Raw genomic sequence first — 21,832 nt, forward strand, 5'->3', positions numbered from 1 at the left:
CCACGCACCACCACGCACCACCCCGCACCACGAACGAACGGAGCACGCCATGACCACCGCCGAGAACCGTCCCGAGACCCGTCAGGACCGCTTCGAGCGCGGCATGCGCGTCCTCAGCGACATCGACGGGGAGGCCGGCGAGCGGGTCGTGTCCTCCCTCGCCGACATCTCGCCCGAGCTCGCCCACCAGGTCGCGGCCTGGGGCTTCGGCGACATCTACAGCCGTCCCGAGCTCGCTCCCCGCGACCGGCAGCTCGTCACCCTCGGCATGCTCACGGCCCTGGGCGGCTGCGAGCCGCAGCTGGACGTGCACATCAACGCCTCCCTCAACGTCGGGCTCACTCCCGAGGAGATCGTCGAGGCCTTCCTCCACTCCGCCGTCTACTGCGGCTTCCCGAAGGCGCTCAACGCGACGTTCGTCGCGAAGAAGGTGTTCGCCGAGCGCGGCCTCCTGCCGGTCGGGACCCCGTAGCGCTCCCCCTGCTCAGGCCGGCTCGGGCCGGGGACAGGCCGAACACGGCTTGTCCTTGTACCGGTCGTGGATCGCGTCCAGCCGGCCCACCTCCCGCCGCGCCACGGCCGCGTGGCCCAGGTCGAGGGCCATCGCGAGGCGGCCGCAGATGTAGTGGAGGTCCTCGCGGTCCCGGGGGGTCAGGTCGCAGCGCCTGAGGATCTGCGAGCGCCGGACGTCGAGGGACAGTTTGATCCCCTTCAGTTCGTCGAGCTTCTCCACCGGCATGAGGTCCCGCGTGAGGTCCTTCGCGTAGTCGCGGACCTGGGCGTCGGACTCGTAGCGGCTCGTGGTGGCCGGGAAATGGGGGTGGTCGGCCCAGGACTCCGCCGCGAACTCCAGATCATCGACGAAGCGCCATGCCGCCTCGAAGTCGTCGGCCGCCAGGGCCACCTGTACGGCCGCCGTCGTGCCGGCCAGCCTCCGGCGGGCCGCGACCGCGTCGTCGTCGACGCCGAGGTGTCGTGAGGCGAGGAAGCCGACCAGCACGTCGACGCGCTTGAGCACCTCGCTCCTCCGCCACGCGTCGTCCATCCCGGCGCACAGCAGCTCCGCCACAGCCTTCTCCTCTTCGGGCCCCCGCTTCGAACCAGGTGATTATCAGCCTCCCCCGAGATCCACCCTGGGGGTACCCCCACCCCACCTGGGTGGAACTCCTGATGTTCCCGCGCGTCCCGCTCAACGACCATGGTCCGCATGGCACTTACCTCCGCGGTCCACGGCCGCCGCAAGGCCCTCCTCCTGACCCTCGCCACCGCGGCCGTCGCCGGCGCCCTCGCCTCGCCCCCGGCCGCCGCCGGCACGTCCCGGTCCGACTCCCTCGCCTGGCACCCCTGCCAGGCGGGCTCCCCCACCGAGTGCGCCACCCTCACCGTCCCCCTCGACTACCGCGAGCCCACCCGCCGTACCGTCGACATCGCCGTCTCCCGCCTGCGTTCCGACCGGCCCGCGGCCAGACGCGGCACGCTGCTCCTCATACCGGGCGGGCCGGGCAGCTCGGGCCTGGAGAAGCTGAACAGGACGGGCGAGCGGCTGCGCACGGAGACGCGCGGGGTCTACGACATCGTCGCCTTCGACCCGCGCGGCACCGGCGGCAGTGTCAAGGCCGACTGCGGGCTCGGCGCCGACGATCTCGACCTCACCCGCCTGCGGCCCTGGCCCGGGCCGGGCGGGGACATCGGCGAGAGCGTCGTCCGCGCGCGCCGCATCGCCGAGGCCTGCACCCGCAACGGCGGTGAGGTGATCAAGTCGTTCTCCACCGCCAACGAGGTACGCGACATCGAGCGCCTCCGCCAGGCGCTCGGCGAGGACAAGCTGTCCGCGTGGGGCACCTCGTACGGTACGTACGTGGGCGCCGTGTACGCGCAGAAGTACCCGAAGCGCACCGACCGTTGGGTGCTCGACAGCAGCGGCGACCCCGATCCCCGCCGCGTCGCGCGCGGCTGGCTGGCGAACATGTCGGGCGCCGCCGACGACCGCTTCCCCGACTTCGCCGCGTGGGCCGCCGACCCCGCCCGCGACCGCGCGCACCGGGTGGCCGAGCGGGCCGGGGACGTCCGGCCGCTGTTCCTCTCCCTCGCGGAGAAGCTGGACCGCGTGCCCGAGCGGTCGGCCGACGGGAAGGAGCGGCTCACCGGCAACCGCCTGCGGATGCTCATGCAGAGCGCGCTGTACGACACGGGCTCCTTCGAGCGGCTCGCCGCGCTGATCGTCACCGCCCGCGACGCCGGGGACGCCCCCGTCCCCTTCGAACCCCTCCGCGCGACGTCCACCGAGGCCGCCGTCAGCGTCGGCGTCATCTGCAACGACGTGCGCTTCCCGCGCTCGCTGCCCGGCTACGCCCGGGACGTCGCGGCCGACCGCGTCGCCCACCCGCTCACCGCCGGCATGCCCGTCGGCGTCATGCCGTGCGCGTTCTGGCCGTACGACCCCACCGACAAGCCCACCCGCATCACGTCCGACGGGCCCTCCAACGTCCTCATGGTGAACAACCTGCGCGATCCCTCGACCCCCCACCGCGGCGCGCTGAAGATGCGCGAGGCCCTCGGCGACCGGGCCCGCCTCGTCTCCGTCGACTCCGGCGGCCACGGCGCGTACCTCCGCAACGGCAACGCCTGCGGCGACCGGACCGTCACCACGTTCCTCACCACCGGACGGCGGCCCGCCCACGACATCCTCTGCCCGGCCGGAATGGACCACAGCTGATCGCAGTTGTTGAAGCCATGACCAATCTCGATCAGCCCGTGCAGCCCGTACAGCCCGAACAGTCCACCAACAAGCGGAAGTTCCTCTTCCTGGTCGGCAGCTCCCGTACCGACGGCAACACCGAGGCACTCGCCCGCGCGGCCGCCGCCCAGCTCCCCTCCGACGTGGAGCAGCGGTGGCTGCGGCTGCGCGATCTGCCGCTGCCCGCGTTCGAGGACCTGCGGCACACCGGCGACGGCACCCGCCCCCTCCCGGCCGGCAACGAGAAGGCCCTGTTCGACGCCACCCTCGACGCCACCGACCTGGTGATCGCCTCTCCGCTCTACTGGTACACCGTGTCCGCCGACACCAAGCTCTACCTGGACTACTGGGCGGGCTGGCTGCACCTGCGCGACGAGCTCCGCTTCAAGGCCCGGATGCGCGGCAAGACCCTCTGGGGGATCACCGCCATCAGCGAGGAGGACGCCTCCCAGGCCGACCCGCTGCTCGGCGCCCTCCGCCGCTCCGCGGAGTACATGGGCATGGAGTGGGGCGGCGGACTGGTGGGACACGGCGACCGGCCCGGCGACATCGAGGCGGACACGGACGCGCTCACGGCCGCCAAGACCTTCTTCGCGACGGCTCCGAATAACGGCTGACGCCTCAGAACAGCTGCTGCTGCCCGTCCATCGGCGGCTCCTCCGGGTCGAACAGCCGCGGTTCCGTCGCCAGCAGGGGCGCGGAACGGCGCGAGCCGGGGCAGGAGACCAGCTCGTACGAGAACGTGGGACGCCGGCCCGGCGGGTCGTGGCGGGCGAAGCGGCCGCCGACGACGGCGATCTCTCGGGTGCATACGGGGCAGTGCCGGCGGGGTGAGGACATACCTCCCAGTGTCCCTCACCCCACGGGCCGTCCCACAAGCCGGCCGGTACGCCGGCGTGCGTCAGCGTGCGTCAGAACGCCTCCGTCGGCACGTACGACCCCCACACCTCACGCAGCGCCCCGCACACCTCGCCCACCGTGGCCCGGGCGCGGAGGGCGTCCTTCATTGGGTACAGGACGTTGTCCGTCGTCCCCTCGGCGGCCTCCCGCAGGGCGGCCAGGGCGGTCCCGACCGCCCGCCCGTCACGCTCGGCGCGCAGCCGGGCCAGCCGCTCGCGCTGCCGCGCCTCGATCTCCGGGTCCACGCGCAGCGGCTCGTACGGCTCCTCCTCCGCCAGCTGGAAGCGGTTGACGCCGACCACGACCCGTTCGCCGCTCTCCGTCTCCTTCGCGATCCGGTACGCGTTGCGCTCGATCTCGGCCTTCTGGAAGCCCCGCTCGATCGCGGCGACCGCGCCGCCGAGGTCCTCGATCCGCCGCATCAGATCGGTGACGGCCTCCTCGACGGCGTCCGTCAGCGACTCGACGGCGTACGAGCCGGCGAACGGGTCGACGGTCGCCGTGACGTCCGTCTCGTACGCCAGCACCTGCTGGGTGCGCAGCGCCAGCCGGGCCGCCTTGTCGGTGGGCAGGGCGATGGCCTCGTCGAACGAATTGGTGTGGAGCGACTGCGTGCCGCCCAGCACCGCCGCCAGGCCCTGCACGGCGACGCGCACCAGGTTCACCTCCGGCTGCTGGGCGGTGAGCTGCACGCCCGCCGTCTGGGTGTGGAAGCGCAGCATCAGCGACTTCGGGTCGCGCGCGCCGAACTCCTCGCGCATCACCCGCGCCCAGATCCGCCGGGCCGCCCGGAACTTGGCGACCTCCTCCAGCAGGGTCGTGCGCGCCACGAAGAAGAACGAGAGCCGGGGCGCGAGGTCGTCCACCTCCATGCCGGCGGCCACGGCCGTACGGACGTACTCGATGCCGTCGGCGAGCGTGAAGGCGATCTCCTGCGCGGGCGAGGCCCCCGCCTCGGCCATGTGGTAGCCGGAGATGGAGATGGTGTTCCAGCGGGGCATCTCGGCGCGGCAGTAGCGGAAGATGTCGGCGGTCAGCCGCAACGAGGGCTTGGGCGGGAAGATGTACGTGCCGCGCGCGACGTACTCCTTGAGCACGTCGTTCTGGACCGTGCCCGTCAGCCGGCCGGCCGGTACGCCCTGCTCCTCCGCCACCAGCTGGTACAGCAACAGCAACAGCGCGGCCGGGGCGTTGATGGTCATGGAGGTGGAGACCTCGCCCAGCGGGATGCCGTCGAACAGCACCCGCATGTCCTCGATCGAGTCGATCGCGACCCCGACCTTGCCGACCTCGCCGCTCGCGATCGGCGCGTCGGAGTCGTGGCCCATCTGGGTGGGCAGGTCGAAGGCCACGGACAGGCCATGGCTGCCGTGGGCGATGAGCTGCCGGTAGCGGGCGTTGGACTCGGCGGCGGTGCCGAAGCCCGCGTACTGCCGCATGGTCCAGGGGCGTCCGGTGTACATGGAGGCGTACACGCCACGGGTGTAGGGATACGCGCCGGGCTCGCCGAGCCGCTCGGCCGGATCCCAGCCGGCCAGGTCGGCGGGGCCGTAGACCGGCTCGATGGGCGTCCCGGACTCGGTCGACCGGATCGACGGGGACTCGGTCATGGGGTGCCTCCCACGCGCTCCTCGGCGGAACCTCCGCTTGGGACTGTAGCGGTGCGCGGGCGCGAGACGTGGGGGGCGCGGGCAGAGCCGGGGGAAGAGCCCCGCCCGCGCCGATGCGAGGAGCCGACTGTATGGGGGGAACTCCGGCTCCTGCGCAGCCGATGACCAGTCGGCTTCATTACGTACAGCGCCGTGGCGCCGAAAAGTGTCACACCGGGTGCGGCACGGGGTGCCGCGGCCGGCGTCAGCCGGTCGTCAGGCCCCGCGTCAGGTCCGTCGCCGCAGACACCGGTACGGCCGATACGGCCGATACGGCCGACACGGTCGAGGTCACCGTTCCCGTCACGCCCTGGGTGAGGGCCGACGCACTGCGGGAGCGCGGCTTGCTCGGGATGACCGGGTCGCGGTCGTCCCCCGAGGACCCCGAGGAGTCGTCGCCGGACTCACCGCCGTCGACGGCGTTCAGCAGCCGCTCGCAGTACGCGCGGATGGCCGCGGCGCCGCTGCCGGCGCTGCGCTCCAGGGTGCGGACCCCGTCCTCGTCGACGCCCGCTCCCCCGCCGTTCCGCTTGCCGTTCACCAGGAACTCGCGGCACAGCCGGGCCGCCCAGGTCTGGCCGTTCCCGCTGGTCGCGTCGTCGTCCCCCTTCTTCCCGTCGCCCTTGCCGCCGGTGCTTCCGCCGTCGCGGCGCGGGGTGGCCGAGGGGGTGCGGCCGGGTCCGGTCCCGCCGGTGCCGGGCAAGGAGGGCGTGGCGCCGCCGGGCTTCCCGGAGGAGTACGGCTCGGGGCTGCCGCCCGGGTGCCCGCTCGCGGATCTGCCGGGGGCCGGGGTGACGCCGGGCGCGGCGGCGCCGGGACCGGAGGTCTCCCTGCCGGATCCCTCGGCGGCGGTCACGCTCCGGGCGGAGTCCGGGGACTTGGAGCCGCGACCGAACGGGCTGGGCAGCACGCCCGTGCCCGCGGCCACCGCGACGCCGCCGACGGCGCAGCCGGCCAGGGTCATGGCGACGACGACCTTCAGCGGACGGTCGAGGTACGCGCGGAGGGCCGCGAGGGGCCCGGTGCGGGGCCGGCCCGCGACGGGGTCCGTGGTGGCCGCCGGCGCCGGGGCGGCCCGTGCCGCGCGGAACGCCGCGACCGCCGCCTCCTCCCCGGGCAGCGGTGCGTCGCCGGGCGCGGCGGCGGGGACGGCGAGGGACCGGAGCACCGCGTCGAGCCGCGCGGCCACGGCCTCGGCGTCCGTACGGTCGTCCGCGGCACCGTCGGCAGACGCGTCGCCGGTGTCGTCGTCCCTGCCCGTGGCGCCCTTCCCCATGGGGCCGGATTCGTCACGACCGGCGACGAGGGCGCCGCGCAGCAGCCGCTCCACGGCGTCGTCATCCAGCCAGTCGTACCGGTGGTCGTCCGCCATCACATGTCCTTCTGCGTCCGCGCGCGCAATTGCGTCACACCGGCAGAAGCGTTCGGTCCGCTCGCGCCGGTCGGTGACTGCCGCTGTCCGGGAGTGGTGTCGCCGCCGACCAGTTCGGCCAGTCGGCGCAGGCCGCGGTGGGCGGCGGTGCGCACCGCGCCGGGGCGTTTGCCCAGGACCCCGGCGGCGCTCTTGGCGTCGAGGCCGACCACGACCCGCAGCACGACGGCTTCGGCCTGGTCCTGCGGGAGCTGGGCGATGAGGGCGAGGGTCCGCCCGGTGCCGAGGGCCTCCAGGGCCTCTCCTGCGGTGTCGGCGTCGGCGGCCCGGCCGGCGAGCTCGCTCTCGTCGCCGCCGATGGCCGGGCGCCTGCCGCGCATGCGTATGTGGTCGAGCGCGCGGTTGCGGGCGATGCGGGCCGCCCAGCCGCGGAACCGGTCGGCGTCGCCGGTGAACCGTTCGAGGTCGCGGGCTATCTGGAGCCACGCTTCCGAGGTCACGTCCTCCGCGTCGGCCTCGCCGACCAGCGTGCGCACGTACCCGAGCAGACGGGGGTGCACGGTCCGGTAGACCGTACGGAATGCCGTCTCGTCCCCGCCCTGCGCCGCGCGCACCGCGTCGGTCAGCTCAGCGTCGTCCCCCTGCACGCTCTCATCCTGCACCACGTACCGTGCCCGCGGTTCAGGTGCCCGTGGGACCACTGCCGAAAGGATTCTGCGGGGGCTGGTAGGTGTGCGGTGGACCGTACGGGGCTCCGTACGGGGCGCCGGGCTGGGCGCCGGGCTGGGCGCCGGGCTGGGCCGGCGGCATCGCCGGGCCCCAGGGCTGGGCCGGCGCCGGTGCCATCGCACCGTAGGGCATGCCCGTCGCGGCGCGCTGCTCCTGCATCCGCGTCAGCTGGCGCACCACCAGAATGGCGAGGACTCCGGCCACCGCCGTCAGCAGCGCCCCCAGGCCGCTGACCGCGAGGGCGTTCTGCAGCCCGGAGGCCGCGTCCTCCCAGCCGGAACGGTCCAGCGTCCCGTCCCTGAACTTCTGCTTGGCGTCCGTCTTGGTCGCCGCCTCCATCACGAGACCGGCGAAGCCGACCGTGAACGAGCCGACCCACACCGTCCACCAGGCGTTGAGCAGGCCCTTGGGCGCGCTCTGCGGTCCCGCCGGGGCACTGGCGCGGTAGATGTCGTTCGCCATCTGCTTGGGGAACCAGAGGCTGACGACCGGGGTGATCCACGAGCCCACCGCCCAGCCGCTGCCGAAGCGGTGCGTGCCGGGCGCGAAGACCTCGGCGTTGAGCCGCGCCCGGCGGAACCAGATGACCCACAGCACGCCGGTGGCCAGGTTGGTCAGGCCTGTCAGGATCGTCATCGCCGCGTCGAACGTGTCGGCGTCGTCGGCCTTGTCGAGGGCGGCCTGCGTGATGCCGTCGTCGAGCATCATCTGAATGGCGCTGCGCTGCTGCCCGAGCGCCGCGACGCTCAGCAGCGCCATCAGCACCGCCACGCCCAGCAACACCATGACCCCGATGGGCACCCCGCGCCGCAGGTCCACCCCGCCGACCGGCATCGGCGCGGGCATGCCCGCCGGTGCGGCCGAGGGGTAGCCGTACACCGGCGCGGCCGACGGGTAGCCGTACGCCGGTGCGGCGGCCGTCGCCGGCGCTCCGGCCGGCTGCTGGTACGCGCCGCAGGCGGCACAGCGCCCGTCCGGGCCGACGGCGGTGGCGCGGCAATGACCGCACGGATACATGTCTGCTGACCCCCAGGGTGGTGGCCTGTGTCCCGGCCACCGGGAAAACGTCTACGAGCGGGTGATACTACGCGTCTTCGTGCCCGCGCCTGAGCGCTCCCGGCCATATGTGCGCCGACCTGTGCGTACCCCGGTGTGACGAATTTTCGATTCGTGGCGCTGTAGGAAGTGCGTACCTCACCAGGGTTCGCAACGGGCGGGCGGCCGGGGCCTCTCCTGTGGGGGGTGGCGGCCCCGGCCGTCCTCCGTCCGTCTCGTTCCGGGCCGTCAGGCCTCCGTGCCCTCCGTGGCGCCCGCCGCGTCCTTCACCGTGACCGTGAGGTCGTTCGTGACCGTGAAGTACGGGCGCAGCCGCACCGCGCCCCGCACCGCGCCGGGGAAGGTGTCGATGCCCTTGCGGTCGGCGAAGTCGCCCGTGAGCCGGCCGAGTCGCACCAGCGCGGCGCCCGCCTTCGGACGCACGTAGAGGTCCCACAGGTCCTGCTCCTCGTCGGGGCGGACGCGCCGGGCCATCGGCTCGTGGGGCAGGAAGGCGGTGCCGTTCTCGACGTCGGCCCGGACGTCGGCGGTCGAACCGTCGGCGCCGCGCAGCCGGGCGATGAGCTCGGCGCCCTCGCCCAGCACGGCCTCCCCGTACGCCTGGAGGGTGACCGTCGTCCCCTCCTCGTCCACCCGCACCTCGACGGCCTCGACGTGGTGGGTGCGCAGCCAGGTGCGGACGGCGAGGAACCCGTCGGCGGTCTCGTAGGGCACCCAGGCGGCGACGCCCTTGGCAGTCCGCTGGAGGGGCAGGCCCAGCAGGGCCTTCTGCTCGACGAGCACGGCCGCGAGCCGGCGCCGGGACTTGTCGCCGGAGCGCTCGACGTAGGTGTCCCAGCGGCCCTCGGTCAGGGTGTGGGCGTCGCGTCCGAGGCGGGCCTCGACCCACTGGCCGGGCTCGGGGCGCCGCTCGGGCAGGGCCGCGCGCACCGACTCCTTGCCCTTGCTGCCGCGGTGGCGGAGCAGGACGTGGGTGTCGGCGGCGGTCAGCTGCTCGGCGCGCAGCCGGACGAGGAGGGAGCCGTCGGTGTCGACCGCGCAGCGGGCCTCGGGGTGCGGCGCGTCGCCCTGCGGGGCGGCCGCGGGGGTGGCGGGCCGGCGGTCCTTGCGGCCGCCGCCGAAGAGGCCGCGCAGCAGGCCGCCCTTCTTCTGCGGCTGGGCGGTGCTGCCAGGGCGGAGCTCCTCGAAGAGCTCCTCGTAGCGCCGGGCGATGGCGTCGGGCTCGTAGCGGTGGGCCGCGGTGCGGGCGGCGGCGCCGAGGCGGGCGCGCAGGGCGGCGTCGCCGGTGAGCTTCAGCAGGGCGTCGGCGTAGGCGTCGACGGCGTCGGAGTCGTCGAGCGGGACGAGGACGCCGTCGGTGCCGTCGGTGAGGATCTCGCGCGGGCCGTAGGGGCAGTCGGTGGCGATGACCGGCAGGCCGGCGTGCATGGCCTCGACGATGGTCATACCGAAGGACTCGGCGTCGGAGGCGACCGCGGCGACGGCTCCCTTGGACCACTCGGTCTCGATGGGCGAACGGGCGCCCATGAGCGTGACGCGCTCGTAGAGGCCGAGCTCCTCGATCTGCTTGCGCAGCTTGGCCTTGGCGGGCCCGCGGCCGTAGATGCGCAGGTCCCAGTCGGGGCGGTCGGCGGCGACCTTGGCGAAGGCGGCGATGAGGCGGTCGTAGCGCTTGACGCCGACGAGGCGGCCCGCGGACACGATGGTCCTCGACGTGCCGTCGGAGGGCGCGGCGGCGGGGGACGGGACGGCGTTGGGGATCGCGAGGATGCGGGCCTTCGCGTCGGGCAGGGCCTCGCGGTAGTGGCCGGCGTCGGCCTCGGAGACGGTGGCGAAGGCGTCGAGGGCGGCGATCGCCGGGTCCATCACGGCGTGGAGCTCGGCGACGTGCGCCTCGTGGGTGAGGTGCTCCTGGCCGAGGCGCAGGTAGGGGCGGTCGGCGCCGTACTTCGCGAGGTAGCCGATGAGCTTGGGGCGGGTGGCGATGACGACGTCGGCGTCGGTGGCGGCGAGGTGGGCGGCGACGCGCTGGTCGGTGAGGGCGGTGGCGGCCATGCGGCCGTTGTCGATGCGCTCGTCGCGGAAGATCTCGCTGGGCTGCTGGTTGAGGGGGGCCGCGTACTCGTCGCTCTCGGTCCCCTCGCGCAGATCGACGAGGGGGACCAGGCGGACCCGGGGGTCGAGGGTGAGCTCCGGCTCGTCGACGGGCCGGTTGACGCTGATGATGCTCACTTCGTGCCGGTCGGCGAGGGCGGCGGCGAGGTTGACGGTCGAGCGGATGGTGCCGCCGATGCCATACGCGTTGTGCAGCAGGAATTCGATCTTCATCGGGCCCTCGTTCAAATGCGCGTTCTGGGCGCGGCGCGCGGGCGCGCACACCGCCGGGGGTCAGCTGGACGGGCGACGCGCGCTCCGCAAGCTTCACCCCCGGAGGTTAGGCCCTTCGGCTCAACGTCGCACGCGACCGGCCAAAGCGGAGAAATCAGCCCATGTCCGCTGCGGGGTGGCGGGGTCCCAGAGGCGCTGGGCCACGGCGGCCAGCGGGAGCCGGATGCCGGCGGCGACCTGCTCGGGGGTCTGGGCCTGGGGCCGGTCGCACCACACGGCGAGCCGGCCGCCGGGGACGCGGTCGGCCCCGGTGGGTCCGGTGGGGACGGACACGGTGCCGCGCAGGACGGCGGGCGACCACTGGTGGTAGATGCGCTCGCCGGTCGGGTAGCGGAAGGCGTTGGGCTGGCCGAGCACGTAGTAGAGGTACTCGTCGTTGAGGTTCATCACCACGCGTCCCTCGTTCAGGTACTCCTGCGGGGGGCGCGCGCCGAGTTCCTTGCCCGTCCAGTACTCGACTTCGATGGATTTGTCCGGAGTGACCACTCCGCCGCGGAAGAATCCGTCGTTCCAGGCCCGGGGGGTCTTGCCCAGGCCGCGCACCACGGCGGCCCGGTCGTTGAGCCAGCCCGTCGCCAGGTCCTGGACCCGGCCCGCGTTCCCGTACCGCTGCCGGGCCAGCTCGGCCAGGCGCGGGTAGGAGGCCTGCGGGTCCTTCGCCATCAGCGCGCGGTACTCGTCGCCGCCGAGGTGGAAGTACGGCCCGGGGAAGAGGGGGGCGTACTCGCGCAGCAGGTCGTCGACGATCCGGCCGGCCTCGGGGTTGGCGACGTCGACGGCGCCCCGGGCCACGCCCCCGGACGCGTCGCGCAGCTGGAGGCCGGGGTGGGCGCCCAGGACGGCGCCGAGGTGGCCGGGCGAGTCGATCTCGGGGACGACGGTGATGTGGAGGGCGGAGGCGAGGGCCACGACGCGCCGGACCTCGGCCTTGGTCAGGTGCTCGGGCGAGACGACCTCGGGATGGGTGGCGGACTCGATGCGGAAGCCCTGGTCGTCGGAGAAGTGGAGGCCGAGCTGGTTGAGCTTGAGGTCGGCCATCTCGCGCAGCCGGGCCTCGATCCAGCCGGCGGTGAAGGACTTGCGGGCGATGTCGAGGTTGAGGCCGCGCTGGGGCCGGTCGGGCCCGTCCCGCAGGACCCCCTCGGGCAGGCCGCCGCCGCTGCGGACGGCCTGGACGAGGGTGCGGGTGCCGTAGAAGAGACCCGCCTCGTCGGGCGCTGTGATCATGACCTTGCGGCCCTGGACGACCAGCTCGTAGGACTCGGGGCCGCCGCCCTGGCCGGCCCGCAGGCCCAGCTCGACGTCGCCGGCCCGCGCCGGCCCGGCGACGGAGGTCAGCCGGAGGTCCTCGGCGAGCCGGCGGGCCTCGTCGGCCAGCGGTCCCTTGGGGTCGGCGACCACGCGGGCGCCGGGCGCGGGCCGCCACCCGGGGCCGGAGCGCGGGTTGTACGTCCGTACGGAGGGGACGGTCCCGGGCTTCGCCGCGGGCACCGGCACGGGGGCGGCCGGCGCGGCGGCGGAGGGGGACGACGAGGAGGAGGACTCCGCGGCCCCGGCCGAGCGGGAGTCGTCGCTCCCGGGCCGGTCGGCCGAACCGTCACGCGGACAGCCCATGAGGGACATGGTCACCACCAGCGCGCAGGTGGCCACGGTGCCCCGAATGGCGGCAGGGCGGGAGATCCTTGCGGGCCGTTCGGTACGTCCCATGGAGCAAACCTCCTCATGAACCCCTTACCGGGGCTAACCGGGCGAAGATATTGCTATTCATCACCATTACCCCAAGTCTCATTCAGACACGCCGGGAGGATTCCGACAAGGTTCCCGCAGGTGGCCCGAGGTCCTAGGCCGTACGTGCCTGTTTGATCACACCTGCCCACCCCGGGAGACCGAACCGAGAAGGCGTCGCTACGATGGCCAGGGCCGGTGGACCGTACCCGGCCGGGCCCGACCGACAGTGCAGTCCTTATGGGTAGAAGACTGGCGGCCAGCCCCAATCCCCGCTCCCGGAGGGTTTTCCGTGCCGGCTGGAACGCTGTACCGCGGCCGGGAAGGTATGTGGTCCTGGGTGGCTCACCGAGTCACCGGCGTCCTCATTTTCTTCTTCCTGTTCGTACACGTCCTCGACACCGCTCTCGTCCGCGTCTCTCCCGAGGCCTACGACGACGTCGTCGCGACGTACAAGACGCCCATCGTCAATCTGATGGAGTACGGCCTCGTGGCCGCCATCCTCTTCCACGCGCTGAACGGCCTCCGGGTCATCGCGGTGGACTTCTGGTCCAAGGGACCGCGCTACCAGAAGCAGATGCTCTGGACGGTCGTCGGTGTCTGGATCGTCCTGATGGCAGGCGCCTTCTACCCCGTGCTCCAGCACACGCTGCGCACGCTGTTCGGGAGCTGAGACGCGACATGTCCGCTGAAACCACCCCCGCCGTGAGCGACGCGTCCGACGTGTCCCTGTACGACGTCGACAACCCCGCCCCCGTCATCGAGGCGCCGCGCAAGCGGACCAAGAAGACCCCCAAGGCCACCCGCACGAACTTCGAGCTGTACGGCTGGCTGTTCATGCGGCTGTCCGGCATCCTGCTCGTCGTCCTGGTCCTGGGCCACCTGCTGATCCAGCTGGTCCTCGACGGCGGCGTGAGCAAGATCGGCTTCGCCTTCGTGGCCGGCCGCTGGGCCTCGCCGTTCTGGCAGGCCTGGGACCTGATCATGCTGTGGCTGGCGATGCTGCACGGCGCCAACGGCCTGCGTACGGTCATCAACGACTACGCCGAGCGGGACACCACCCGCTTCTGGCTGAAGATGCTGCTGTACACCGCCACGGTGTTCACCGTCCTGCTGGGCACGCTGGTGATCTTCACCTTCGACCCGAACATCCGCTAGGCCACGGGCTGAGGGACTGAGGTAACCCACTCATGAAGATTCACAAGTACGACACCGTCATCGTCGGCGCCGGCGGCGCCGGCATGCGCGCGGCCATCGAGTCGACCAAGCGCAGCCGCACCGCGGTGCTCACCAAGCTCTACCCGACCCGCTCCCACACCGGCGCCGCCCAGGGCGGCATGGCCGCGGCCCTCGCGAACGTCGAGGAGGACAACTGGGAGTGGCACACCTTCGACACGATCAAGGGTGGCGACTACCTGGTCGACCAGGACGCCGCCGAGATCCTGGCGAAGGAGGCCATCGACGCGGTCCTCGACCTCGAGAAGATGGGCCTGCCGTTCAACCGCACCCCGGACGGCACCATCGACCAGCGCCGCTTCGGCGGTCACAGCCGTAACCACGGCGAGGCCCCGGTCCGCCGGTCCTGCTACGCCGCGGACCGCACCGGCCACATGATCCTCCAGACGCTGTACCAGAACTGCGTCAAGGAGGGCGTGGAGTTCTTCAACGAGTTCTACGTCCTGGACCAGCTGATCACCGAGGTCGACGGCGTCAAGAAGTCCGCCGGTGTGGTCGCCTACGAGCTGGCCACCGGCGAGATCCACGTCTTCCAGGCCAAGTCGGTCATCTACGCCTCCGGCGGCACCGGCAAGTTCTTCAAGGTGACCTCCAACGCCCACACCCTGACGGGCGACGGCCAGGCGGCCTGCTACCGCCGCGGCCTGCCCCTGGAGGACATGGAGTTCTTCCAGTTCCACCCGACGGGCATCTGGCGCATGGGCATCCTGCTGACGGAGGGCGCCCGCGGTGAGGGCGGCATCCTCCGCAACAAGGACGGCGAGCGCTTCATGGAGAAGTACGCGCCGGTCATGAAGGACCTCGCGTCCCGTGACGTCGTCTCGCGCTCCATCTACACGGAGATCCGCGAGGGCCGCGGCTGCGGTCCCGAGGGCGACCACGTCTACCTGGACCTCACCCACCTGCCGCCGGAGCAGCTGGACGCCAAGCTCCCGGACATCACCGAGTTCGCCCGGACCTACCTCGGCATCGAGCCCTACACGGACCCGATCCCGATCCAGCCCACCGCGCACTACGCCATGGGCGGCATCCCGACCAACGTCGAGGGCGAGGTGCTGGCCGACAACGACACCGTCGTCCCCGGCCTCTACGCCGCCGGCGAGGTCGCCTGCGTGTCCGTCCACGGCGCCAACCGCCTGGGCACCAACTCGCTGCTCGACATCAACGTCTTCGGTCGTCGCGCGGGCATCGCCGCCGCGGACTACTCCCAGAAGGCCGACTTCGTCGAGCTCCCCGAGAACCCGGCGCAGCTCGTCGTCGACCAGGTCGAGCGGCTGCGCGCCTCCACCGGCACCGAGCGGGTCGCCGAGCTCCGCAAGGAGCTGCAGGAGACCATGGACGCCAACGTCATGGTCTTCCGCACCGAGCAGACGATCAAGACGGCCGTCGAGAAGATCGCCGAGCTGCGCGAGCGCTACAAGAACGTGTCCGTCCAGGACAAGGGCAAGCGCTTCAACACCGACCTCCTGGAGGCCATCGAGCTGGGCAACCTGCTCGACCTGGCCGAGGTCATGGCCGTCTCCGCGCTCGCGCGCAAGGAGTCCCGCGGCGGTCACTACCGCGAGGACTACCCCAACCGCGACGACGTCAACTTCATGCGCCACACGATGGCGTACCGCGAGGTCGACGCGGACGGCAAGGACTCGATCCGCCTCGACTACAAGCCGGTCGTCCAGACCCGGTACCAGCCGATGGAGCGTAAGTACTGATGGCTACCCCGACTCTCGAGAAGGTGGAGGCCGAGGCGCAGGCCTCGCCCTACATCACGGTCACCTTCCGCATCCGCCGGTTCAACCCGGAGGTCTCCGCCGAGGCCACCTGGGAGGACTTCGATGTCGAGATCGACCCGAAGGAGCGCGTCCTCGACGGTCTCCACAAGATCAAGTGGGACATGGACGGGTCGCTGACCTTCCGCCGCTCCTGCGCCCACGGCATCTGCGGCTCCGACGCCATGCGGATCAACGGCAAGAACCGCCTCGCGTGCAAGACGCTGATCAAGGACATCAACCCCGCCAAGCCGATCACGGTCGAGCCCATCAAGGGCCTGACGGTCCTGAAGGACCTCGTGGTCGACATGGAGCCGTTCTTCCAGGCGTACCGCGACGTCATGCCGTTCCTGATCACCAAGGGCAACGAGCCGACGCGCGAGCGCCTGCAGTCCGCCGAGGACCGCGAGCGCTTCGACGACACCACCAAGTGCATCCTGTGCGCCGCGTGCACCTCCTCGTGCCCGGTGTTCTGGAACGACGGCCAGTACTTCGGCCCGGCGGCGATCGTCAACGCGCACCGCTTCATCTTCGACTCGCGTGACGAGGCGGGCGAGCAGCGCCTGGAGATCCTGAACGACAAGGACGGCGTGTGGCGCTGCCGCACGACCTTCAACTGCACCGACGCGTGCCCGCGTGGCATCGAGGTCACGAAGGCGATCCAGGAGGTGAAGCGAGCGCTCATCACGCGCCGCTTCTGACCTCCGGTTCCTCCGGATCGTCGGCGAGGGCCCGTCCCCACCCCCGGGTGGAGGCGGGCCCTCGCCCGTTCACGGCTGAGCGGCGCGGGCAGTGAGCGCGGTGGCTATCTGCTTGAGGGTGCCCTTGTAGGTGACGTGGCCGGCCAGCCGGGTCAGCTCGGCGAGGGCGTCCGGGCCGTCGACGCGGGAGAGCGCGACGACGCCGGCGTTGGCGACCTTGGGGTTGCGGGGGCCTGTGGAGGGCACCGTGCCCAGCGCGTCCTCCACGAGGGCGCCCAGCGCGCGGACGGTGTCGGGGTGGGCCGGCAGCAGCGCGAGCAGCCAGGCGAGACCGCGCAGGGCGTCGGCGTTGTACACGTCGTAGGTGTTGTCCGCCCAGTGGGAGCCGTCGTCGCTGTACGGCACGGTGCGGGGCCGGCCGACGAGGGCGAGCCAGGACAGCAGGCGCGCCCGTATCGCGTCGGGCTCCTCGTCCAGGTCGTCCAGGAGCGCACGTCCGGTCTTCTCCCAGGCGCGGGTGGGCCGGGCGCTGCGGGCGGTCAGGATGTGCGCCAGCAGGCGCGGCCAGGGGCCGCCGAGGGCGGCGGCGTCGGCCAGGGCCCGGTCGGTCCACGCCTCACCGGGGTTGAGCACCGGTTCCTGGAGAGCGGCGACGGGGTCCAGGTATGCGCGGGGCCAGTTCTGGTTGAAGAGACACGTGCGGCGCAACGTGGCGACGGCGTGGTCCGGCAGCCGCTGCCCGGCGTCGAGGGCGGCGGTCACCCTTTGCCACACGGGATGGTGGAAGCTGTGGGTGACGTGCTCCCGCCCGAGCTCCTCGGCCCAGGCTTCACGGCACTCCCCCGATGTCGTCTTTGCCATGTGACAGACAGTAGGGGAGCCCACTGACAACGGGCGGTGGAGCGGGCGTACGCGCAGGTCAGGCGGACCGCAGGGCCGTCATCGCCAGTGCCTCGTCCTCGCGACGGCGCACCTCCATGGCCTCGGTCACCCCGCGCAGGGCCTCCTTCCGGCGCAGCAGCTCGGCCATCTGCTCCTCGACGCGGGCGAGTTGATCGTCGATCACCTGGACGGAGTGGGAGCAGGAGACGAGCCCGGGGCCGCCCTGGGCGCAGGGCAGCAGGGTGGCGATGACCTCGGTGGTCATACCGGCGTCGAGGAGCTCGCGGATGCGGGTGACGCGTTCGGCGGCGTCGGGGTGGTAGCGGCGGTAGCCGTTGGTGTCGCGCTCGGACCGGAGCAGGCCCTGCTGCTCGTAGTAGCGCAGGAGCCGGGGACTCACTCCGGTACGACGTGACAGCTCACCGATGCGCATGCGCGACTCCCCATCGCAGGACTTGACCTTGACACTGATGTCATACGGCAACCTCTGGGGCATGACGCAGATTCCCGCACCGATCTCCGCACCGGTCTCCGCACCGATTTCCGCACCGCTTCCCGCGCTGTCCACGACCGTCACCGGCTCCGGCCCCGGTCTGCTCCTGGCGCACGGCGCGGGCGGCAGCATCCAGGGCAACTACGCGCCCGTCCTCCCGGCCCTGGCCGCCTCCCACACCGTCGTCGCCCCCGACTACCCGGGCTCGGGCGCCACGCCGCGCGCCACGGGCGAACTCACCGTCGACCTGCTGGCCGACGCGATCGTCGCCGAGGCCGACCGGGCGGGCCTGGAGACCTTCACGCTGATCGGCTACTCGCTGGGCACGCTGGTGTCCGTACGGGCCGCGGCCCGCCACCCGGAGCGCGTACGCGGCCTGGTGCTGACGGCGGGCCTGGCCCGCCCCGACAACCGGACGCGGGCCTCCCTCGACCTCTGGCAGAAGCTGCTGGCCGAGGGCGACATGCAGGCGTTCGCACGCTTCATCGCCCTGTCGGGCTTCGGCGAGGACTTCTACAACGCCCTGCCGGAGGACCAGGTCGGCGCGTTCCTCGACGTGATCGCCACGACCGTCCCGCCGGGCGCCTCCGAGCAGGCCGGTGCCGTCCGCACCGCGGACACCAGGGCCGACCTGGCGGGCATCACGGTGCCGACGCTGGTCATCGCCCCCACCCAGGACACTCTGGTCTCCCCCGTCCATTCCCGCTACCTGGCGGACCACATCCCGGGCGCCGAGTACGCCGAGATCGACGCGGGCCACGTCCCGATGGCCGAACGGCCGGAGGAGTGGCAGAAGCTGATCACGGAATTCCTGGACCGGAAGGGTCTGTAGGGACCGGATGCTACGTGGCGAGGGCGGCACGGACGGCGGCGATGCCGCGGAGGGTGGCGGAGACGGCACCGGAGACGTCGGCGGCGGGCACGGCCGTGGCCTGCTCGTAGCGGCAGTCCCGGCAGGCGGCCTCCCCTGCGACGGGCCGGATGACGCGGCCGCAGCCACCCGCGCAGGGCCGGAGGGCGGGCTGCCGCTCGGGCGCGGCGGCGGCCGGGCCGAGGGGCGGCGCCTCGGGCATCTTGCGCAGCAGGCGGTTGCGCAGGAGCCCGCGTGGGGAGCGGATCTCCTCGGGCAACCCGGCGGTGAGCGCCTCCCGCATCTCCCCGAGCCCGGCCCCGCGCAGCAACCACTGGTCGGCGAGGGGCGCGAGGGCGGCGACGTCGTGCCGGGTGAGGCGGAGGCGGCGCTCGTGGCGGGTGACGAGGGAGAGGGCCTGGGCGCCGCGTTCGGTGGCGGCGCCGGGGTGGTGGGGAGGGTGGGAAGTCTTCTCCCCCGTGGTGTTGTCCTGGGGGGTTTGACGGCCGACGTCCTGGGGGTCCGGGTGACCGACGGCCGGGGGTAGGGCAGTCGGTGGCGTGTCGTCATCCCGGTCGGTGTCGACCCGTGCGGCGGAGGCCTCTTCGGGCGACAGGGGGACGTTCGAGATGAGCTGGACGGTATGCCAGCGACCACCGGGCCCTTGCTCACGCCACTCGTGGAAGTACCGCTCGGCGATCAACTCTCTTTTGGCGCGCGTGAAGGCGGCCTTCTTGATACCGACGCGCAGGCCCACTTCAGAGAGGGAGATGTCGACGCCGGGAGGGAGGGAGAGCGAGTAGATGAGGAGTCGAATGGCCGCTGAGGACAGCCGGGGGTGCCGGATGATCTCGTGGGGAACCCGTGTGTAGGAGCTCATGGGACCGCTACCCTGCTTCTGCATGCGCGTGGAGGCCCTTCCGCGTGGGTGTAGACCCCCGAAGCCGGTTGCCGCCGGCCAGGGGGTCGCTTCATGCGCAAACGTAATGCGCTCGCAAGCCTGAACGACCCATTCCGGGCACAACAACTCCTTTACGGCTAATCATCGTTCAGGAGTGCGACCGCCGCTGATGCTTCCCCATGCTCCACGCGAGCGCGGCGGAGCCCTCACGATCACCGGCCCGCCGGGCGGCGGCCCAGTCCCGCTTGATGACGCGGCACTCCTCACAGCCCCGACTGCGCGTCTCCGCCGCCGGATACGCGCGGAGCGCCTGCGCGATCAGCCGAGCCTCGTCCTCCCGCAGCGCACTCAGGAAGGTCACATACGGTTCCCCGTGCACCGGCGGCTCCGGCACGACCTGCACGGCGTACCCGTGCGCACGCATCGCGTCATGCAGCTCGACGGCCACGCGCGCGGCGGCCAGCCGGATGGTCTCTGAGTTCATGGGCGGGTTACCTCGTCGGTTCTGTCTGGTCCGGTTCCGGTTCCCAGCTTCGAGTCGCGGAGCTACGCTCACCAGGGGGAACGGCTTTCGGCCTTCCGAAGCGAAAACGGGTGACAACGGTGCCGCCACCGAAAGAACTTGACCCGTCAGCGTCTCTGGCGGCCCTGTACGGGGCGAAGTTGCGCAAGCTGCGCGTGCGCGCCGGGTGGACGCAGCGGGAGCTCGGCGAACGGATGTACATCGCCCACAGCCGGATCGCCCAGTTCGAGCTGGGCAAGGAGACGCCACCGAAGAACGTCTCGGACCGCCTGGACAAGCTGCTGGAGGCGGACGGCGACCTGTCGGATCTGTGGACTCACGCACGCCGGACGCCCTTCCCGAACTGGGCGCAAAAGTTCGTGGAATATGAGGCCAAGGCGACCTCCATGCACAAGTACATGGCGCACGTCTTCCCAGGACTGCTGCAAACCGAGGCGTACGCCCGGGAAGTGCTGCGTCTCGGGCAGCCCTGGCGTAGTGCGGACGAGATCGAAGAGCAGGTCGCGGCCCGACTGAATCGGCAGTCCATTTTGTCCGGGGAGACACCACCACTGCTGTGGGCGGTGCTCGACGAAGCAGTGCTGCGACGCCCTGTCGGCGGAACGGCGGCCATGCGCGAACAGCTGGCGCGCGTGCTCGAGGCGATCCAGGCCCCGAACATCGAGGTGCAGATCATGCCATTCACAGTCGGCGGCCACTCAGCTCTCGGCGGTTCGCTGACCGTGCTCTCCTTCCACAACGCACCGGACGTGGTCTACCTCGAAGGTGACCACCACAGCGAGCTCGTGGAAGACGGCGCAGCGGTTGCGAGGCACTCACATCGATACGATCTTCTGCACGCCTCGGCGCTCCCCCCGATCGCGTCAACCGTTTGGCTCGAAAGGGCGATGGAGGACTTCAGCACATGCAGACCAGCGCCGAACTGAGGAACGCCGTCTGGCGGAAATCCACGTACAGCAATGGCGGGGGCGGCGACTGCCTGGAGGTGGCCGACAACATACCCGGCGAGGCGATACCCGTCCGCGACAGCAAACGCCCCGCCGGTCCCTACCTCGCCTTCCCCGCAGCCGCCTGGCACACGTTCGTGACGTCCGTCAGCCGGCCTGCTTGACGCAGGCCTGGTCCTCGGCGGGCAGTCGCCCTGTGGCCAGGCAGGTGTTGGCCTTGCCGTCCACGCAGTCGTTGCCCTAGAGGACGTGCCGGGTCGGCGCCCTTGAGGACGAGCAGCTTAGAGCTCGACAGTTGGCCGTGGAGGGTGAGGCTGCTCCGGTAGCCCGACGGGGTCGCACGCGCCGAACCGGACGCGACCTCTTGGCGTGAGTCGACCTGCAGAGCCGGGCGAAAGAGGCACGCGACGAGCGACACGTTGGATTGAGGCGCCACAGCAAAAGACCGATCAAGAAAAAGCCCTCCAGCCCCAAAGGGGCCGGAGGGCTTTACGCATGAGGTGAACTATGATAATCACCTCACACAAAACTGCTTCACTCGCTACGCGCTAGCGACAAACTTTTCACGAAATGAATCCAGAATCGATTCCCGCCGATTCAACGTCTTCGCGAACAGATGCAACGAAGCGCTCAATCTCCTCGCAAATTGCACTCCAGGCGACTGGACGACTCCACGAGTCGGGCTCGAAAATAGAACCCACCGACCACCCTCCATCTCGCTTCACGACACGAACGGAACCAATCTCCTCGAAGGAAATTGATTTGAACTGAAAATCTCCACCCTCCCCCATGGACGGAAGCCACGAAGCCAGCTCCATAGCCAACTCCGCAACCGGGAACAGCGCCTCCGCATAGAGTACCCGGCTTCCGTCACTTACCGTCAGATCCCCTTCAATGTGAACCAAAAGCTCGCCGAGAGAACGTCCACAAAGATCCCTCGTCGTAAAATTCTCGTACGAGATGCGCACGCCTCTTCT

Annotated in this window: 23 protein-coding genes; 10 read left to right on the forward strand and 13 right to left on the reverse strand. The window is 71.5% G+C overall.

Translation table 11 applies throughout. The features are described 5' to 3' along the window. The first annotated feature begins 49 nt into the window (after positions 1 to 49). Positions 50 to 472: a carboxymuconolactone decarboxylase family protein gene (locus AC07BS_RS05560; protein WP_478646090.1), complete on the forward strand. Its 423-nt coding sequence runs from the start codon at positions 50 to 52 to the stop codon at positions 470 to 472. Between the two features lie 12 nt (positions 473 to 484). Here the strand turns inward: AC07BS_RS05560 and AC07BS_RS05565 are convergent, their stop codons facing one another. Beyond that, complete coding sequence (locus AC07BS_RS05565; protein WP_478930406.1) at positions 485 to 1,069, reverse strand: hypothetical protein; 585 nt, start codon at positions 1,067 to 1,069, stop codon at positions 485 to 487. Between the two features lie 138 nt (positions 1,070 to 1,207). On the opposite strand from AC07BS_RS05565, the gene AC07BS_RS05570 reads away from it, so the two are divergent. Both AC07BS_RS05570 and AC07BS_RS05575 read left to right on the forward strand, forming a co-directional pair. After that, a complete protein-coding gene (locus AC07BS_RS05570; protein ID WP_478930408.1) occupies positions 1,208 to 2,716 on the forward strand; it encodes an alpha/beta hydrolase in 1,509 nt (502 codons plus the stop codon). Between the two features lie 17 nt (positions 2,717 to 2,733). Further along, positions 2,734 to 3,354, forward strand: a complete 621-nt coding sequence (locus AC07BS_RS05575; RefSeq protein WP_478930410.1) for a flavodoxin family protein — start codon at positions 2,734 to 2,736, stop codon at positions 3,352 to 3,354. Between the two features lie 4 nt (positions 3,355 to 3,358). Here AC07BS_RS05575 and AC07BS_RS05580 read toward each other — a convergent pair whose 3' ends face one another. The 7 genes from AC07BS_RS05580 to AC07BS_RS05610 form a co-directional block, all read right to left on the reverse strand. Continuing rightward, on the reverse strand, positions 3,359 to 3,577 hold the full coding sequence (locus tag AC07BS_RS05580) for a hypothetical protein (protein ID WP_478646099.1): 219 nt from the start codon (positions 3,575 to 3,577) through the stop codon (positions 3,359 to 3,361). 71 nt (positions 3,578 to 3,648) lie between these two features. Continuing rightward, positions 3,649 to 5,247, reverse strand: a complete 1,599-nt coding sequence (locus AC07BS_RS05585) for an acyl-CoA mutase large subunit family protein (protein ID WP_478930412.1) — start codon at positions 5,245 to 5,247, stop codon at positions 3,649 to 3,651. A gap of 244 nt (positions 5,248 to 5,491) precedes the next feature. Next, positions 5,492 to 6,658, reverse strand: coding sequence for a hypothetical protein (locus tag AC07BS_RS05590; RefSeq protein WP_478930414.1), 1,167 nt, complete (start codon positions 6,656 to 6,658; stop codon positions 5,492 to 5,494). Continuing rightward, the gene (locus AC07BS_RS05595; protein ID WP_478646107.1) at positions 6,658 to 7,305 is read right to left on the reverse strand and encodes an RNA polymerase sigma factor; all 648 of its coding nucleotides are present in this window, start codon (positions 7,303 to 7,305) and stop codon (positions 6,658 to 6,660) included. Before AC07BS_RS05595 ends, AC07BS_RS05590 begins: the two co-directional genes overlap by 1 nt. A 34-nt stretch (positions 7,306 to 7,339) precedes the next feature. After that, positions 7,340 to 8,404 (reverse strand): DUF4328 domain-containing protein, encoded by a 1,065-nt coding sequence (locus AC07BS_RS05600; RefSeq protein ID WP_478930416.1) that lies wholly within the window; start codon positions 8,402 to 8,404, stop codon positions 7,340 to 7,342. Between the two features lie 267 nt (positions 8,405 to 8,671). Beyond that, entirely contained in the window at positions 8,672 to 10,771 is a 2,100-nt protein-coding gene (locus AC07BS_RS05605; protein ID WP_478930418.1) for a glycosyltransferase, read from the reverse strand. A gap of 120 nt (positions 10,772 to 10,891) precedes the next feature. Beyond that, positions 10,892 to 12,538 (reverse strand): beta-N-acetylhexosaminidase, encoded by a 1,647-nt coding sequence (locus AC07BS_RS05610; RefSeq protein ID WP_478930420.1) that lies wholly within the window; start codon positions 12,536 to 12,538, stop codon positions 10,892 to 10,894. A gap of 310 nt (positions 12,539 to 12,848) precedes the next feature. On the opposite strand from AC07BS_RS05610, the gene sdhC reads away from it, so the two are divergent. From sdhC to AC07BS_RS05630, 4 genes are read left to right on the forward strand one after another with little or no spacing between them, the layout of a single operon-like run. Continuing rightward, positions 12,849 to 13,229 carry a succinate dehydrogenase, cytochrome b556 subunit gene (gene sdhC, locus AC07BS_RS05615; RefSeq protein WP_478646116.1) on the forward strand — a complete coding sequence of 127 codons (381 nt, stop codon included), beginning with the start codon at positions 12,849 to 12,851 and terminating at the stop codon, positions 13,227 to 13,229. Between the two features lie 8 nt (positions 13,230 to 13,237). Continuing rightward, positions 13,238 to 13,714 carry a succinate dehydrogenase hydrophobic membrane anchor subunit gene (locus AC07BS_RS05620; protein ID WP_478646119.1) on the forward strand — a complete coding sequence of 159 codons (477 nt, stop codon included), beginning with the start codon at positions 13,238 to 13,240 and terminating at the stop codon, positions 13,712 to 13,714. Between the two features lie 32 nt (positions 13,715 to 13,746). Then, entirely contained in the window at positions 13,747 to 15,501 is a 1,755-nt protein-coding gene (gene sdhA, locus AC07BS_RS05625; protein WP_478646122.1) for a succinate dehydrogenase flavoprotein subunit, read from the forward strand. Next, positions 15,501 to 16,259, forward strand: coding sequence for a succinate dehydrogenase iron-sulfur subunit (locus tag AC07BS_RS05630; RefSeq protein WP_478646124.1), 759 nt, complete (start codon positions 15,501 to 15,503; stop codon positions 16,257 to 16,259). The genes sdhA and AC07BS_RS05630 overlap by 1 nt, the downstream gene beginning before the upstream one ends. Before the next feature lie 69 nt (positions 16,260 to 16,328). On the opposite strand, the gene AC07BS_RS05635 is transcribed toward AC07BS_RS05630, so the two are convergent. Together AC07BS_RS05635 and AC07BS_RS05640 are read right to left on the reverse strand one after the other, a co-directional pair. Beyond that, positions 16,329 to 17,120 (reverse strand): hypothetical protein, encoded by a 792-nt coding sequence (locus tag AC07BS_RS05635; RefSeq protein WP_478930423.1) that lies wholly within the window; start codon positions 17,118 to 17,120, stop codon positions 16,329 to 16,331. Positions 17,121 to 17,178: 58 nt separating this feature from the next. Beyond that, the gene (locus tag AC07BS_RS05640) at positions 17,179 to 17,574 is read right to left on the reverse strand and encodes a MerR family transcriptional regulator (protein ID WP_478646129.1); all 396 of its coding nucleotides are present in this window, start codon (positions 17,572 to 17,574) and stop codon (positions 17,179 to 17,181) included. Positions 17,575 to 17,635: 61 nt separating this feature from the next. Here AC07BS_RS05640 and AC07BS_RS05645 point away from each other — a divergent pair, with 61 nt between their 5' ends. Beyond that, positions 17,636 to 18,466 carry an alpha/beta fold hydrolase gene (locus AC07BS_RS05645; protein ID WP_478930425.1) on the forward strand — a complete coding sequence of 277 codons (831 nt, stop codon included), beginning with the start codon at positions 17,636 to 17,638 and terminating at the stop codon, positions 18,464 to 18,466. 10 nt (positions 18,467 to 18,476) lie between these two features. Here the strand turns inward: AC07BS_RS05645 and AC07BS_RS05650 are convergent, their stop codons facing one another. Then, positions 18,477 to 19,364, reverse strand: coding sequence for a hypothetical protein (locus AC07BS_RS05650; RefSeq protein ID WP_478930427.1), 888 nt, complete (start codon positions 19,362 to 19,364; stop codon positions 18,477 to 18,479). A 169-nt stretch (positions 19,365 to 19,533) separates the two neighbouring features. Beyond that, positions 19,534 to 19,869 (reverse strand): hypothetical protein, encoded by a 336-nt coding sequence (locus tag AC07BS_RS05655; RefSeq protein WP_478646136.1) that lies wholly within the window; start codon positions 19,867 to 19,869, stop codon positions 19,534 to 19,536. 179 nt (positions 19,870 to 20,048) lie between these two features. Between AC07BS_RS05655 and AC07BS_RS05660 the strand changes: the two genes are divergently transcribed. Together AC07BS_RS05660 and AC07BS_RS05665 are read left to right on the forward strand one after the other, a co-directional pair. After that, positions 20,049 to 20,834: a helix-turn-helix domain-containing protein gene (locus tag AC07BS_RS05660; RefSeq protein WP_478930429.1), complete on the forward strand. Its 786-nt coding sequence runs from the start codon at positions 20,049 to 20,051 to the stop codon at positions 20,832 to 20,834. After that, positions 20,813 to 21,019: a DUF397 domain-containing protein gene (locus AC07BS_RS05665; RefSeq protein ID WP_478930431.1), complete on the forward strand. Its 207-nt coding sequence runs from the start codon at positions 20,813 to 20,815 to the stop codon at positions 21,017 to 21,019. The genes AC07BS_RS05660 and AC07BS_RS05665 overlap by 22 nt, the downstream gene beginning before the upstream one ends. Before the next feature lie 399 nt (positions 21,020 to 21,418). Here the strand turns inward: AC07BS_RS05665 and AC07BS_RS05670 are convergent, their stop codons facing one another. Next, a complete protein-coding gene (locus AC07BS_RS05670; RefSeq protein WP_478930433.1) occupies positions 21,419 to 21,823 on the reverse strand; it encodes a DUF7878 domain-containing protein in 405 nt (134 codons plus the stop codon). Positions 21,824 to 21,832 lie beyond the last annotated feature (9 nt).

It is taken from the genome of Streptomyces sp. NPDC044063 (assembly GCF_056434285.1).